General features: G+C 46.4%; 11 protein-coding genes. 9 read left to right on the plus strand and 2 right to left on the minus strand.

What is annotated here, in order from left to right; all coding sequences use genetic code 11:
- Nucleotides 1–65 precede the first annotated feature (65 nt).
- The 8 genes from IQ217_RS07620 to IQ217_RS07655 all read left to right on the plus strand — a co-directional run bounded on the left by IQ217_RS07620 (nucleotide 66) and on the right by IQ217_RS07655 (nucleotide 13,296).
- Complete coding sequence (locus tag IQ217_RS07620) at nucleotides 66–1,604, plus strand: efflux RND transporter periplasmic adaptor subunit (RefSeq protein WP_194019488.1); 1,539 nt, start codon at nucleotides 66–68, stop codon at nucleotides 1,602–1,604.
- Between the two features lie 223 nt (nucleotides 1,605–1,827).
- Nucleotides 1,828–2,025, plus strand: coding sequence for a cyclic electron transport protein PGR5 (pgr5, locus tag IQ217_RS07625; protein ID WP_010872019.1), 198 nt, complete (start codon nucleotides 1,828–1,830; stop codon nucleotides 2,023–2,025).
- 245 nt (nucleotides 2,026–2,270) lie between these two features.
- Nucleotides 2,271–4,244: a bifunctional aldolase/short-chain dehydrogenase gene (locus IQ217_RS07630; protein ID WP_194019489.1), complete on the plus strand. Its 1,974-nt coding sequence runs from the start codon at nucleotides 2,271–2,273 to the stop codon at nucleotides 4,242–4,244.
- Nucleotides 4,245–7,511, plus strand: a complete 3,267-nt coding sequence (gene cobN / locus IQ217_RS07635; RefSeq protein ID WP_194019490.1) for a cobaltochelatase subunit CobN — start codon at nucleotides 4,245–4,247, stop codon at nucleotides 7,509–7,511.
- Between the two features lie 91 nt (nucleotides 7,512–7,602).
- Entirely contained in the window at nucleotides 7,603–10,137 is a 2,535-nt protein-coding gene (locus IQ217_RS07640; RefSeq protein ID WP_194019491.1) for a PAS domain S-box protein, read from the plus strand.
- Between the two features lie 57 nt (nucleotides 10,138–10,194).
- Nucleotides 10,195–10,920 carry a response regulator transcription factor gene (locus IQ217_RS07645; RefSeq protein ID WP_194019492.1) on the plus strand — a complete coding sequence of 242 codons (726 nt, stop codon included), beginning with the start codon at nucleotides 10,195–10,197 and terminating at the stop codon, nucleotides 10,918–10,920.
- 526 nt (nucleotides 10,921–11,446) lie between these two features.
- Complete coding sequence (locus IQ217_RS07650; RefSeq protein WP_194019493.1) at nucleotides 11,447–12,565, plus strand: response regulator; 1,119 nt, start codon at nucleotides 11,447–11,449, stop codon at nucleotides 12,563–12,565.
- Between the two features lie 71 nt (nucleotides 12,566–12,636).
- Nucleotides 12,637–13,296 carry a hypothetical protein gene (locus tag IQ217_RS07655; RefSeq protein WP_194019494.1) on the plus strand — a complete coding sequence of 220 codons (660 nt, stop codon included), beginning with the start codon at nucleotides 12,637–12,639 and terminating at the stop codon, nucleotides 13,294–13,296.
- A gap of 5 nt (nucleotides 13,297–13,301) precedes the next feature.
- On the opposite strand, the gene aroQ is transcribed toward IQ217_RS07655, so the two are convergent.
- Both aroQ and IQ217_RS07665 read right to left on the minus strand, forming a co-directional pair.
- Entirely contained in the window at nucleotides 13,302–13,760 is a 459-nt protein-coding gene (gene aroQ / locus IQ217_RS07660) for a type II 3-dehydroquinate dehydratase (protein ID WP_194019495.1), read from the minus strand.
- A 26-nt stretch (nucleotides 13,761–13,786) separates the two neighbouring features.
- Nucleotides 13,787–13,924, minus strand: a complete 138-nt coding sequence (locus tag IQ217_RS07665) for a hypothetical protein (protein WP_190596324.1) — start codon at nucleotides 13,922–13,924, stop codon at nucleotides 13,787–13,789.
- Nucleotides 13,925–14,274: 350 nt separating this feature from the next.
- Here IQ217_RS07665 and mgtE point away from each other — a divergent pair, with 350 nt between their 5' ends.
- Nucleotides 14,275–15,666 (plus strand): magnesium transporter, encoded by a 1,392-nt coding sequence (mgtE, locus tag IQ217_RS07670; RefSeq protein ID WP_190596325.1) that lies wholly within the window; start codon nucleotides 14,275–14,277, stop codon nucleotides 15,664–15,666.
- The last annotated feature ends 10 nt before the right edge of the window (nucleotides 15,667–15,676 follow it).

A 15,676-nucleotide genomic window follows, 5' to 3' on the forward strand; every position in this document is an offset into this window, starting at 1 on the left:
GACCAAACGGTTAGGGGGGATTACTGAATTACCTTAAAGATCAACAGACCAATTTTTTAGTGCCCATGGCCATGCCCCTTGTCCAATCAATGAAAAAACCCCTACCTATTCTGCTCGGTTTGTTGGGGTTAGGGATCTTGGTGGTGGGAATTTTTGCCTACCGTTCGGCCTATGGCCCTTCCCGCCAGTCAGAATTGGATAAATATACGGTCATGGCGACGGAGTCTCCCCTGGAGGTGGAAATTAAGGCCAGTGGCACCGTTCAACCCCAACAAACCGTCAACATTAGCCCCAAAGCCCCCGGCCGTTTACTGCGACTTTTTGTGGAACAGGGGGATGTCGTTAAAAAAGGCGATCGCATTGCGGTGATGGAAAATCAAGAGTTTTTTGCCGACGGTAAGCAATCAGAAGCCCGTTTACAGGAGGCGATCGCCAGGTATGAACAAGCTCGCATCAGAATTCCGGCTGAAATTGACCAACTGCGGGCCCAAGTGAATCAAGGTCGTACCCGCATTGCCCAGGCCCGCTCCCAATTGGCCAGTGCCCAGGCTCGTTTGGAACAAGCCCAATCCCGTATTCCCAGCAACATTGACCAACTGCGGGCCCAGGTGGCTTCAGCGGAATCTCGCCTCAAGCTGGCGGAAAATCGTCGCAACCGTAATCAAAGCCTCCTCCAGGAAGGGGCCATTACCCAGGATCAGTATGATGAACTTTCCAACGAGTTTTTAAATGCCCAGGCCAGTCTATTTGAAGCCCAAAGTCGCCTCAATAATGCCAAAACCACCGCCTCCCCGGAAGTGGGGCAGATTGAGCAAGAAATTATCCAACTCCAAGGGGCGATCGCCGAAGCAGAACAGGGGCTAGTGGACCAAATGTCCCAACTGCAACAACGACAGGCCACCGCCGAAACGGAATTAGCCACTCTCCAAGCCGCCGCTTCCCAAGCAGAAGCCCAACTACTGCGGAGCAAAATTGCCTATGAAGATACCTTCATCCTGGCCCCCTTTGACGGCATCATCACCCAAAAATTTGCCACAGTGGGTTCCTTTGTTACTCCCACCACCTCCGCTTCCAGTACAGCTTCCGCTACCTCCACTTCCATTGTGGCTTTAGCCCAGGGTTTAGAAGTGGTGGCCAGGGTACCTGAAGTTGACATTTCCGCTCTCCGTCCGGGGCAAATGGTGGACATTGTGGCCGACGCCTTTCCCAACGAAGTTTTTACGGGCCGGGTAATCCGGGTTGCCCCCGAAGCCATTGTGGAAAATAACGTCACTTCCTTTGAGGTCACCATTGGTTTAACCACTGGCCAGGGACAATTGCGCTCCAAGATGAACGTGGACGTGGTCTTCAAGGGGGATAGGTTGACCGATGCTTTAACTGTGCCCACCGTGGCCATTGTGACTGTGGGGGGTAGAACCGGGGTCATGGTGCCCGATGCAGAGGATAAGCCCCAGTTTAAGCCTGTCACCATTGGCCTCGTGTTGGACGACAAAACTCAAATTCTCAGAGGACTAGGACCCAGGGAACGGGTATTTATTGATTTGCCAGAGGGGAGCGAGGATGCCCTCAAACCGCCGGAAGACTCCAACGAATCCGGCAATTAACCAAGCCAAACACCATCAAACGTCAAGGGAGCCCCAAGTCGGCTCCTTTTTTCATGGCGACACTCAACGACAAAAAAACTTCTTGTCAACTTTAGTTTACAAAAATTTACAAAGCTGTTACATTTATTTACATAAGGCAAAGGAAGTCTCCTCCGGGAGCAAGCCAATGCCCCAGGAATAATTATTTTTCTTGATTGTTTGTAGGAATTTAGGAGTCACTGCCATGTTCGCCCCCATCGTTATTTTGGTTCGTCAACAGTTGGGCAAAGCTAAGTTCAATCAGATCCGTGGCAAGGCGATCGCCCTCCATTGCCAGACCATCACCAACTTTTGTAACCGGGTGGGCATCGATGCCAAACAGCGCCAAAATTTAATCCGTTTGGCTAAATCCAACGGCAAAACCCTGGGTTTATTGGCCTAATTCTTTATTGCTGACCGTTCTTACCAAACTGAGTCGGTCCAGGTCTTTTGAGATTGACATTCACTGATCCGGCTCTCCCCTATAACTTTCCTAGAAATCCTCCCTAACTCTCTACGTCCATGGGGGGATTGCTTTGTCTGGATATGGAACACCTGTGTCTTGCTGAGAAAACAGTCACAATCGTCCCAGGCCGAAAGCAGGGATAATACCCTTGGTGGCAACCTCAGCAATTGACCGGAGGCGTTATGAAGAGTTTATGGGATGACCAAGAAGCAAACCAATATCAGGGGGATTTACCCCAACGGGTTTATACATCCCGTTTGCTGGGTCGGGAGTCGTCCCTGGTGCTCCATGGCGGCGGCAATACCTCGGTGAAATGTCAAGTAACTAATTTGGTGGGGGAAAAGGAAGACATTCTCTATGTCAAGGGTAGTGGTTGGGATTTGGCCACCATTGAGGAAGCCGGGTTTGCCCCGGTGAGAATGCCCCATTTGCTCAAACTATCTAAGTTGACGGCATTATCCGATCGCCAGATGGTCAATGAATTAAAGACCCAAATGACCCTGGCCAGTGCCCCCAGCCCTTCGGTGGAAACCATTCTCCACGCCATTTTACCGTTCAAATATGTGGACCATACCCACGCCGATGCGGTGGTGACCATTACCAATACGGCCAATGGAGAAGAAAGAATTCGGGAAATCTACGGCGATCGCCTGGTAATTATTCCCTATGTGATGCCGGGGTTTGATTTAGCTCGGGTGTGCGCCCAAAGATTTGCCGCCGAAGCCCATGGGGGAACAGTGGGCATGGTGTTAATGAACCATGGCATTTTTTCCTTTGGGGCCACCGCTAGGGAAGCCTATGAAGGCATGATCAGTTTAGTGAATGAAGCGGAAGAATATCTCAAAAATCAAGGAGTCTGGCAGATTGACTATGGTCAACCCCAAAAATCTGCCCAGGAAAAACGACAGGTTCTGGCCCAATTACGCTGTGACGCCAGCAAAATAGCTGGATTTCCCCTGGTAATGCGGCAATATCAAGACGAAGCTAGTTTAAGCTTTGTACAAAGACCTGATTTAGTTACCATTAGCCAGCAAGGCCCCGCTACCCCAGATCACGTTATTCGCACCAAACGCCTACCCCAGTTAGGTCGGGACGTAGGGGATTATGCCCAGCAATATCGACAGTATTTTCAGCGCAACGACGGCAAAGGTGGGGAAACTAAAACCATGCTCGACCCAGCCCCTCGCATCATCCTTGATCCAGAACTGGGACTACTCACCCTAGGAACTTCCGCTAAAAGTGCGGCGATCGCCGGGGATATTTATCAGCACACCATGGCAATTATTCAGCGGGCCACAGGATTAGGTGGTTACCAAGCTTTGCCAGAGTCGGACATTTTTGCGGTGGAATACTGGGATTTGGAGCAGGCCAAATTAAAACAAGCTGGCAATCCCCCCATGTTTGCCGGGGAAGTGGCCCTAGTGACGGGGGGAGCCTCCGGCATTGGTAAAGCTTCCGTTGCCCAATTACTGAAACAAGGGGCGGCGGTGATTGCGTTAGATATTCAACCCAGTATCAAAGATCTTTATCATCGTCCCGACTTTATTGGCATTGAATGCGACCTCACGGATACCAATGCTTTTAAACAAGCTCTGGAGCAGGGCATAGCCCAATTTGGTGGTCTGGATATGCTGGTGCTGAATGCGGGTATTTTTCCCGTGGCCCGGGCGATCGCCGAATTATCTACGCTGGAATGGCAAAAGGTTTTAAACATTAATTTAGATGCCAATTTAACTCTGTTGCGGGAATGTTATCCCCTGTTAAAGTTAGCTCCCAGGGGAGGCCGGGTGGTGGTAATTGGTTCTAAAAATGTGGCTGCACCGGGGCCAGGTTTAGCGGCTTATTCAGCGTCAAAAGCGGCATTAAATCAGTTAATGCGGGTGGCCAGTTTGGAATGGGCTAAGGACAATATTCGTTTGAATACTATTCATCCTAATGGGGTATTTGATACAGGTTTTTGGACAGAGGAAGTGCTAGAAGCCAGGGCACAACATTACGGTTTAACAGTGGAAGAATACAAAGCTAATAATTTGTTAAAAGTGGAAATTACCAGTGAAGATGTGGCGGCATTAGTCACAGCCATGGCTAGTCCCTTATTTAGTAAAATCACTGGTGCTCAGTTACCTTTAGATGGCGGCAATGATCGAGTTATTTAAATGCCCACTACAACTGTTGCGATTATTTTTTACCGTTCCCACTACTTATCAGGTAACACTACTCCCATTGATGCTATTTGCCAAGCTTTAGAAAAATATAATTTAAATCCCCTTGCTATCTATGTTTCTTCCCTACGGGAGCCGGACGTCCAAGCAGAAGTTTTAGCTATTTTCGAGAATTTGGATCAACCTTTAGGAGCTATTTTAAATACCACTAGTTTTTCCCTGGCTAAGTTACAAAGACAGGTCGGTAATCTCGAAACTATTCCTCTCTGGCAAAAACTGAATGTCCCGGTGCTCCAGGTAATTCTTAGCGGTGGCGATCGCCAACAATGGCAGGAGAGCCTAAGGGGTTTAAATCCGAGGGATCTAGCCATGAATGTGGCTTTACCAGAAGTGGACGGCAGAATTATCACCAGGGCCATTTCCTTTAAAGCAATGGCAACTCGTCATCCCCAACTGGAAACGGAAGTGGTAATTTATGAGCCTGTGCCAGATCGGGTTGAGTGGGTAGCAGAACTAACTAAAAATATTATTAATTGTGCTCAAACTAAAATTCCCCAACGGAAAGTCGCCCTAATTTTAGCGAATTATCCCAATAAAGATGGTCGTTTAGCTAATGGGGTAGGGCTAGATACTCCTGCTAGTTGTTTGCAGATTTTAGAAGCTTTAAAAAATGCTGGTTATACTCTTGACCCAATTCCCCAGGATACTAAGACTTTAATTAAACAATTAACCCAAGGGGTAACTAATGACCAGGAATTAGCCTCATATCGAGCTGTTCATCAAACTATTGCCACAGAAAAAGTATGGGATTTTTTTTATAGCCTACCCCAGCCTGTACAACAGGCCATGACAGAGCGGTGGCAGACCAGGGAAAGTTGGGATAATTTACCGGATCAATTTGTCATTAGTGGCATCCAATTGGGTAATGTTTTTGTCGGTATTCAACCAGCCCGGGGCTATGACTTTGATCCTAGTTTGAACTACCATGCTCCGGATTTAGAACCTACTCTCCATTACCTGGCTTTTTATCTTTGGTTACGTCAGGAATTTTCTGCCCAGGCGGTAATTCATTTGGGTAAACACGGTAATTTGGAATGGTTACCGGGCAAAAGTGTTGTTTTATCTGACCATTGCTACCCAGAAATTGCCCTAGGAACCTTGCCTAATTTTTATCCCTTTATTGTCAACGATCCAGGGGAAGGAACCCAAGCTAAACGCCGGAGCCAGGCCTGTATTATTGACCATTTAACTCCTCCTTTAACTAGGGCAGAATTATATGGTGATTTGGAGAAATTAGAGGCTTTAATTGATGAATATTATGAAGCCCAGGCTTTGGATCCAACTCGCGTTAAGACCATTGGCGATCGCCTCAGGAAACTATTTGAGGAAAGTCACCTCCAGAAAGATTTAGGATTACAACCACCAGAGCTAAAGGATTTAAATCCCCTATTAACTTCAGCGGATAGTTACCTATGTGAACTAAAGGAAGCCCAAATCCGGGATGGTCTACATATTCTTGGTCAAACTCCCCAGGGGGAACAGTTGCGGGATTTAGTAATTAGCATTGCCCGATCGCCGTCCTATCAAAGACTTGGTTTAACCCAGGCGATCGCCCTTGATTTAGAACTAGAATTTGATCCAGTTTTAGATGACCCCAAAGAGCCATGGCAATTGTCTTCCATTATGGTGATGAATTTGCAACAATGGGGATTGGTTAAATTTATTGAACCGCTTCAATCCTGTCGCATAGCGGGACAGGTGATTGAAATTTTAGAAGAAATTGCGAAGGAATTAGTGGGAAGTTTACTTGAAGGAATAACTACGGATCAAACAGTTAATTTATCTTTCCAAAAGCCCGATGGTAAAACTAAACCTAGTCTTGATTACATTGAAAAAATTCTTCTGCCACTACTACTACAAACTCCCCAAGAAATCACCAATTTAATCCGGGGTTTAAATGGTGGATATATTGCCAGTGGTCCAGCGGGAGCACCTAGTCGGGGTCGACCTGATGTATTACCGACGGGACGGAATTTTTATTCAGTGGACATTCGAGCCATTCCCACGGAAACGGCCTGGGACATTGGCCGTCGGGCCGCCGAAACCTTAATTGAAAAGTACACCCAAGACCAGGGAGAATATCCCCAAACCCTAGCCATTTCCATTTGGGGCACTTCCACCATGCGCACAGGCGGGGATGACATTGCCCAGGTTCTTGCCCTGTTAGGAGTACAGCCAGTGTGGGACGGCCCTTCCCGTCGCATTATTGATTTTGAAATTTTGCCCCTTACCGTACTAAAACGCCCCCGGGTGGATGTGACTGTCAGAATTTCTGGATTTTTTCGGGATAGTTTCCCCAACTTAGTGGAGTTTCTCCACCAGGCGATCGCCGCTGTGAGTCAACTGGATGAACCGGAAGCGATGAATCCTTTAGCAGCAAAAGTTAAGCAAGAAACAAAGCAATGGCAACAATTGGGTTTACCGATGGAGGAAGCTGTCACTAAAGCAACCTATCGTATTTTTGGCTCTAAGCCAGGGGCCTACGGAGCGGGTTTACAAGGATTAATTGAGGCGCAAAATTGGCAAGACGATAGTGATTTAGCCAGGGCCTATCTCAATTGGAGTTGCTATGCCTACGATCGCCAGGGCGTTGGCCACAATCAACCGGAAGTATTTGAGCAGCGGCTAAAAAATCTCCAAATTGTTTTGCATAACCAAGACAATCGAGAACACGACTTACTAGACTCCGATGATTATTATCAATTTCAAGGGGGATTAACGGCGGCAGTGCGGTCATTGACGGGGCAAAATCCCACCGTTTATTTTGGGGATAATGCCAACCCTGCCCAGCCCAAAATTAAGTTATTAAGCCAAGAAATTACCAAGGTTTACCGTTCCCGAGTAGTCAATCCCAAATGGATCACTGGGGTGATGCGCCATGGCTATAAGGGAGCGTTTGAAATGGCGGCTACGTTAGATTATCTCTTTGCCTACGATGCCACTACCCATTGTGTAGAGGATTTTATGTATGCGGGGGTGGCCCAGGCATATCTACTCGATGACAAGGTCCAGCAATTTATCCAACAGCATAATCCTTGGGCGTTAAGGGATATGGCGGAAAGGTTATTGGAAGCCCACCAACGACAACTTTGGAACAATGTTGACAGCGAATTACTAGATCAACTACGGGCGATCGCCCATGATGCGGAAGAAATTTTGGAAAATAGTCAAATCTACCCTAGGCAAGAAAAGCTGAAATAAATTAGGTAGATATTGAATGGTGTAAATAGTCACCATTGTTTAGTATTCGATTAGCCTAGCCTGTTCAAACACTTTAACCAAAGGTATGTCCATGGCAATCACCGCATTTACCCTGGGAGACTTTTTGCAAGCCAATGGCTATATGCCCCATGGCCATTGCTACCTTTGGCAAACTCCCCTGGTCTGGCTCCATGTCACCGCCGATTTCTTCACGGCGATCGCCTACTATTCCATCCCCGTCATTCTGCTGTACTTCCTGCGTAAGCGACAGGATATTCCCTTTCCCAACATTATTTTTCTATTTGGGGCCTTTATTCTATGTTGTGGTACCAGTCATTTTTTTGACATTGTTACCCTCTGGTATCCCATCTATTGGGTATCCGGTGCAATTAAAGCTTCCATGGCGATCGCTTCCGTCATCACCGTCTCTGAATTAATTAAAATTGTACCCAATGCTCTGAACTTAAAATCTCCCACAGAATTGGCCAGCCTTAATCTTGCCCTTAATCAAGAAATTAAAGAAAGACAAACAGCCGAAATAGCGCTACAAGAATTAAACAATCATCTTGAAAAAAGGGTAGAGGACCGGACTACTCAATTAGCAAAAATCAATCAACAGTTAGAACGGGAAATTCAGGATAAAACCCAAGCAAAAGAAGCCCTAGAAAAAAACAAAGACCAACTAGCGCAATTAGCCGCCATTGTGGAATCTTCCCAGGATGCCATTATTAGCAAAACTCTAGATGGGATAATCACTAGCTGGAACGAGTCCGCCGAAAGATTATTTGGCTATACGGCTGAAGAAATGATTGGCACCCATATCACCAAGCTGATTCCTGAAGGTTTAATCATAGAAGAGGATCTTATTTCCGAATGTATTCGCCAGGGTCAGAGGATTAATACCTACGAAACTCAAAGACAGCGTAAGGATGGCAGTAAAATTGATGTTGCCCTGACCATTTCTCCCATTCGAGATGAGCACAGAAATGTGGTGGGAGCGTCTAAAATCGCGCGGGATATTACCGCTAGATTGGAGGTGGAAAATGCCCTACGGGAAAGTCAACATTTCATTGAAAAATTAGCCAATTATTCTCCCCAAATTCTATACATTTTAGATCCCATTGCCTGGAAAAATATTTATGTTAATTATCAGTCTTTAGAAATCCTAGGCTACACCCCAGAGGAATTTAAAAATGGTGGCACCGAGTTGTTATTAGATATTATCCATGGCGATGATTTATCCACCCTCTATGAAAATCAAAACTTTTGGCAAACTGCCCAGGAAGGTCAGATTTTAACCACCGAATATCGTATGCGGCACAAAAATGGGTCTTGGCGATGGTTACGTTCCAGGGAAGTGGTTTTTGCTCGAGATGACTATGGCCAAGTTACCAAGGTTTTGGGTACAGCCCAAGATATTAGTGATAGTAAAAAACAAGAGCAAAAGCTCTATGAACAGGGGCGCCGGGAGTTACTACTAAGGCAGATTACCCAACGCATTCGCCAATCTTTAGATCTACCAACTATTTTTGAAACGGTGGTGCAGGAAATTCGTCAATTTTTAGGGGCGGATCGAGTGGTAATTTTTCAGTTTGCATCAGCTACAAATTTTGCCATTGGCGACATTGTGGCAGAATCAGTATTACCCTCTTTTCAATCTCTCCTCAATCAAACTATTGAAGAAACTTGCTTTAGTAGCAATTACGCCCACAAATATCAACAGGGTAGAATCCAAGCCATTGAGGATATTTATCAATCTACTTTACGTCCATGCCATATTGATTTCTTGGCCGGTTTACAAGTGAGGGCTAACTTGGTTTTACCATTGGTCAATGACGCAGTTTTATGGGGCTTACTCTGCATCCATCAATGTGATCAGACTCGACTTTGGGAACCAACGGAAATCGACTTGCTTAAGCAGATAACTAATCAGTTTGAAATCGCAATTCAGCAGGCCATTTTATATGAGCAGGCCCAACAGGAACTAGCTTCAAAAAATCATCTTTTTGTTCAGTTAACCAATGAGTTGCAACAGAAAAAAGTTCTACTCAAAGAAATTCATCATCGGGTTAAGAATAATTTACAAATCATGTCTAGTTTGCTTTATCTGCAATTTAGTAAAGCATCTCCAATGGTGCAGAAGTTAAGTGAAGAATATCAAAATCGTATTCAGTCCATGGCCCTTATCCATGAGCAACTATATCGCAGTGAAGACTTGGCCAATATTGATTTCAATGAATATCTCAAAAATTTAACCCATAACATTTGCCAAAGCTATGGTTTTCACCAGGGAGATATTAGTATAAAACTTTTGGTTGAGCAAGTTAAAGTGCCCCTGGAACAATCTATTCCTTTGGGGTTGATTATTCAAGAATTAGTGTCTAATGCTTTAAAACATGCTTTTCCCACCGCAGTTGGGGAAATTTCAATTCAGTTTACCTCAGTGGAAAATCATTATAGCCTCCAAGTACAAGACAACGGAGTGGGGGTATCCAAGGAGATTGACTTGGAAAATACTGATAGCTTGGGTATGCAACTTATTTACAGTCTTACCGAGCAACTGCAGGGAGAATTGCATTATCAATATGCCGACGGCGCTAAATTTGCCCTGCAATTTTCAATTTAGTTGGCTTGCTTAATCACCAAAAAAGCTACCAGAAATCAAAATTATTTGGTTGGTATTATGAGAAGTAAGGTGTTAATTGTGGAGGATGAACGACTGGTGGCCCAGCACATTGCTCAGTTGTTAAAGAGCGATGGTTATGAAGTTTGTGCGATCGCCAGTGATGGAGCAACGGCGCTGAAAAAAATTGCTGAATTTTACCCAGATTTAATTTTGCTAGATATTCGCATTAAAGGGGAGATTGACGGAGTAGAGGTGGCTGAGCGGATTAAATCTCTCTATTCCATTCCCATTGTTTATCTCACAGCTTTTTCCGATGGCGAAACCCTGGAGCGGGCCCAGAAAACCAATCCCCAGGGCTATGTGATCAAGCCCTTTAGGCGACAACAACTGATCTCTACACTGGCGATCGCCATGGCTAACCATCAACAGCAAGAAAAACCAGAGGAAGACAATCTCTCCGGATCAACGGGGCATTATCGCCTGCAACCGACCTTGGACTATATCCAAGAACACCTCGACCAAGGCATTACCGTTGAGTTTCTGGCCGGGGCGATCGGCATGAGCACAGCCTACTTTTGTCGCTTTTTCCAAAAGGAAATGGGGTGTTCACCCTACCAATTCATTATTCAACAACGGGTTGAGCGAGCCAAAATAATATTACTGGAAAGGGAATTGCCCATTAGCGAAGTCGCGTTGAGATGTGGCTTCAGCTCCCACAGTCAGCTTAACTACCATTTTCGTAACCTCTTGGGCATTACCCCGAAGGAATATCGCAGTCGTTAGCGTTTCCTAGGTAAAACCCACGCAAAAAAATAAAATTGATGTCAAAAATCAACTAGTTTGTCAAAAATTGACCAAGACAGATCTGGGAATTTTCCTAGGATAGATTTGTGCTGGTGATAGGCGGGCTGTAGATGCCATCGGCTCAACTCCCCGCGTTGCCAAGGATTAGACCCATTCCTACCCGCTTATTTTTTAGGCAAGCTCTTGCAAGTTTGAATCCTAATTTACATTTTTAGGTCTGGGTCTTAGATAGCGGTTTCCTTCGACCCCAGGGCCTTGGCGAGCGAGATCCATGTTTTGGTGCCTTGACTAGCAACGAACACCAGCCGTTTTCCTTGAATCCTTCTGTGGTCAGTCCTAATAGTCACCATTTGGTGCAACACCTAGGGAGCCGAGAATTTTCTCCTATGTCAACCCCCGTAACAGTTGAAATGGGGGAACTTCTCGCCCTTAGTTCTTCCCATGGCAAAGGTATCGACTGAACACTGTTATCGTTTATCCTCCAAAGCTTGCAAAGGAGTTTCCCATGACCGCCGTAATCACCCGCCAAATTCCTAGCGAATTCCTGCAAACCTTAATTAAGGAAAAGGCCACCGGGAGACTGACGGTGCAGAATCCCCTTGATGAGTTGGTCACCTGGCAGGTTTATCTTGGCAAAGGGAAAATTAATTTTGCTAACAGTGGCGTGGGGGGGATGCAAAGGGTCAGGTATCTTCTGGGTAATTATCTGAATGAGAATAAAATTAGCCTACCTCCCAAAATTACAGACGACTATAAATATATCTGTGACCTTTGGAAACAGGAAGTAATTTCCTTTCAGCAAACCCGCTCGATTCTAACTCAGTTTGCCCAGGAAGCATTGGTTCATTTTTTGGCCATTCCCGTTACCCAATGTTATTTTGATCAAGACGATAGCATTAAGGACCTATTTCTTAATTTAGAATTGGCAAAAACCACCCAATCTGTGGAACATAAGATTAGATACTGGGGAGAACTATATCCTCAGATCAATTCGCCTTTTCAGCGCCCCTTGGTGGAAAATTGGCAAGAAGTAAAAACCATGCTGAATTTGAGCTATCGCCGCAGTGAACAGTGGTGTGAGCATCTCTTGGAGGGATTTAAAAATCTCTCTTGTTTATATGAGCTAGCCCGCAAAACAAACAGCAGTGTTTTAGAGTTAGCCTTGTTATTTTATCCGCGGATTAAGTCAGGGGAAATCAAAATGTTGCCCTATCAAGAAATTTCAGTTGATGATACCAACCTACCGGTGGTAATTTCCGTTAATAATCGACCCTCTGTGCAGCAAGTTGTGCGAGAAACATTGGGCCAGCGGGGTTTTAAAGTCGTTTGCATTGACGACCCCTGCCACGCTTTAGCGGCCGCCATTAGTCATAATCCCCAGTTAATTCTAATTGATGCGGACATGCCGGGGATCAGTGGCTATGAACTCTGTCGTTTGCTGCGAAAATCTTCCGCGGTGAAGGAAACTCCCATTATTCTACTCAATCAAAATGATGGGGTAATGGAGCAAATTCAAGGACGTATAGCTAAGGCTTCTGGACAGATCAATAAACAGTTTTTATCCCAAGAGTTGCTGCAGGTTAGGAAAGACTATTTGGATTCTGCCCCAGCTCTTTGCCCCTAGGAAAAGTTTCTGAGTTTGTGATACATTTCCCTATTATGGAGTGATTTCCAATTTGTCTGGGGTTTGTTGCTGTGGTTTTAAACCGTTTAGCGTTGGCTGGCCTATGGTTGGCATTGGTGATTTTTGCCTTTGGTTTTGCTCCCCCCAGTGATCCCCAAACCTTAGCTTTAATCAAGGCCCTTTCTCTTGGTCAGTGGCAGGACATCAATCCGGTTATTATTGCTCTGTTCAATCTGATGGGAATCTGGCCCATGGCCTATGCTGCCATGTTAATCGGCGATCGCCAGGGGAGAAAATTTCCAGCTTGGCCCTTTGTGGCAGGGTCATTCTTTTTGGGGGCTTTTGCCCTACTGCCCTATTTAGTTATCTGGCCGCCCCCGACACAAACCGATTCCCAGACATCGAACTCGGCATCATCAAAAGTAGCTAAATTCTGGCGCTCTCCCTGGTTGGGGCGAATTTTATTCCTGTTGGCGATCGCCTGTGCGCTTGGGGCAGTGCTTCTGGGGGATTGGGGCGATTATTGGCAACAACTACAAACCAATCAATTCATCGCCGTGATGAGTAGTGATTTTCTCTGTTTAACCCTGGCCTTTCCCCTATTGCTGGCCCAAAATCTGCACCATGGGCAAGGGATGCGTTCCTCACTGTTAACTCCTATGGCCATGGTGCCCTTGTTTGGTGCTTTAGCCTACCTGAGTATCCGCCGAGACCACAACGTCACAGAGTAAAATCCTTAACCATCGGCCTTTTCGTTGAGATAGTCCACCAAAGCCCTCAACCCTAAACGATAACTATTTAACCCAAAGCCACAAATTTGCCCGATCGCCACTGGGGCAATGTGGGAAATATGGCGAAACGATTCCCGCTGATGGATATTACTCAGATGCACTTCCACACAGGGGAGTTGTACCGCCGCTAAAGCATCCCGGAGAGCAATGCTGGTGTGGGTATAGGCCGCCGCATTAAAAACAATGCCGTGGTAATTACCCAGGGTACTATGGATGGCACTAACTAATTCCCCTTCCCCATTAGACTGAAAAGTGGCCACTTCTACCCCTAAATCCACCCCATCTTTTTGGAGATAATGATTAATTTCCCCTAAGGTGAGGGAGCCATAAATCCCCGGTTCCCGTTGGCCCAACAAATTCAAATTGGGGCCATGGAGCACCAATACTTTCCAAACAGTCGACATATTTTTACTAGCCAGTTAACTTCCCTTTAACGGCGGGAACGGCGATCGTTGACGGGAATGGGAATTAGTTCCGGCTCCGGTTCCCCCTGGGGGCCGAGCAAGCCTTCGATCAACTTCTGGGCCAGTTCTCTAAGTTTATCGAGCAGTCTTTCTAAATAGTCCATTACCAAGGACGACTCCTGTGATGATGTCTAACTGAACCCCGACGGAATAAGCACCACCAGATCTGTTTAATAAAGTCACAGCTTAAGGTGCTAGCCACAACCCTGGGGCAAAACCCTAGGCAGTGATCCCGGGTCAGACCATATTTGGCCAAGGCTCAGAATGTATGAGGGGGCCAGGGAAATTTATTTTTAGCCCATGGGAACAGCCTAACACAATTTTTTCGGACAGAGATCCATCAGTTTTTAGCCAATCTTAACCATTGACCAGCGATTTTTTGCCAGTCCAAAATGGTTGGAACCGCATGGGGATAACGTATATTGGGGGGTGTCGTTTCGCCCCGGGAGTTGCCATGACAGAGGTCACTACGACTGTTCGACTCAATCCTGACCGAGAAGAATTACAAGGATTAGTGCGGGCCCAGATTGAAACTCTCCTCGAAACTTCCCAATTCGATGCGGCTAAAACCATTCTTACCCCTGTGCAACCGGCGGATATTGCCGATGTCATTGAGTCTCTCCCCAGTCGGCTCCAGGTACTTGCCTTTCGCTTACTCTCCAAAAATGAGGCGATCGATGTTTATGAACATTTAGCCCCCCCGGTGCAGGAATCCCTCCTGGAGGATTTTAAACATCCTGAAGTACTGGAAATTTTTAACCAAATGTCCCCCGACGACCGGGTGAGATTATTGGATGAGCTTCCGGCCAAAGTGGTAAGGCAACTGTTTAAGCACCTCAGCAACGAAGAACGCAAAGCCACCTCCCTGCTGTTAGGCTATAAACCGGAAACCGCTGGTCGGATTATGACCACGGAATATGTTTCCCTCAAGGAAGATTACACCGCCAGCCAAGCCCTAGACCGCATCCGCCACATTGCCACCAGCTTTGAAACTATTTACGTTCTCTACGTCACCGATGATTCCCGTCGTCTCACCGGCACCCTTTCCCTGCGTAATTTGGTCATGGCTAGGCCGGAGGAGTATATTGCCCAAATTATGGTACCTGATGTGGTTTCCGTCCACACCAACACGGACCAGGAGGAGGTGGCCCGCACCATCCAGCACTACGACTTTTTGGCGGTGCCCGTGGTGGACTCGGAGCAAAGACTAGTGGGCATTGTCACTGTGGACGATGTGATTGATATTTTGGAGGAAGAAGCAACGGAGGATATCTATACCGCTGGGGGAGTGCAATCCCAGGGGGATGACTATTTTAAAAGCAGTTTAATGACTGTGGCCCGGAAGCGGGTGGTGTGGTTATTTATTCTTTTAATCACCAATACCCTCACCAGTCAGGTGATTCACTCCCAAGAGGATGTGTTGCAAAAAACTATTACGTTGGCGGCCTTTATTCCCTTGCTCATTGATGCGGGGGGCAATGTGGGGGCTCAATCTTCCACGGTGGTCATCCGGGGCTTAAATACGGAGGATGTACGACTGACCCAAGTTTTACCGGTAATTGTCAGGGAAGGGGGAGCCGGCGCTTTATTAGGCTTGATGCTGGGTATTGTGGTAACGGTGTGGGCCTATTTTCTCCAAGGGGATTGGTTGGTGGCCATTACGGTGGGCAGTAGTTTATTCATTATTTCTCTGTTGGCGGCCTTTGCGGGGGGCGGCTTACCCTTTTTGTTTAAGTCAATGAAGCTAGATCCGGCTTTGATGTCGGCTCCTTTTATCACTACGGCGGTGGATGTGTTGGGGGTGGCTATTTACCTGCTCATTGCCCGCTCTTTGTTGGGAATTTAGGGTCTGGTGC

It is taken from the genome of Synechocystis salina LEGE 00031 (assembly GCF_015207985.1).
Classification (GTDB): Bacteria; Cyanobacteriota; Cyanobacteriia; order Cyanobacteriales; family Microcystaceae; genus Synechocystis; species Synechocystis salina.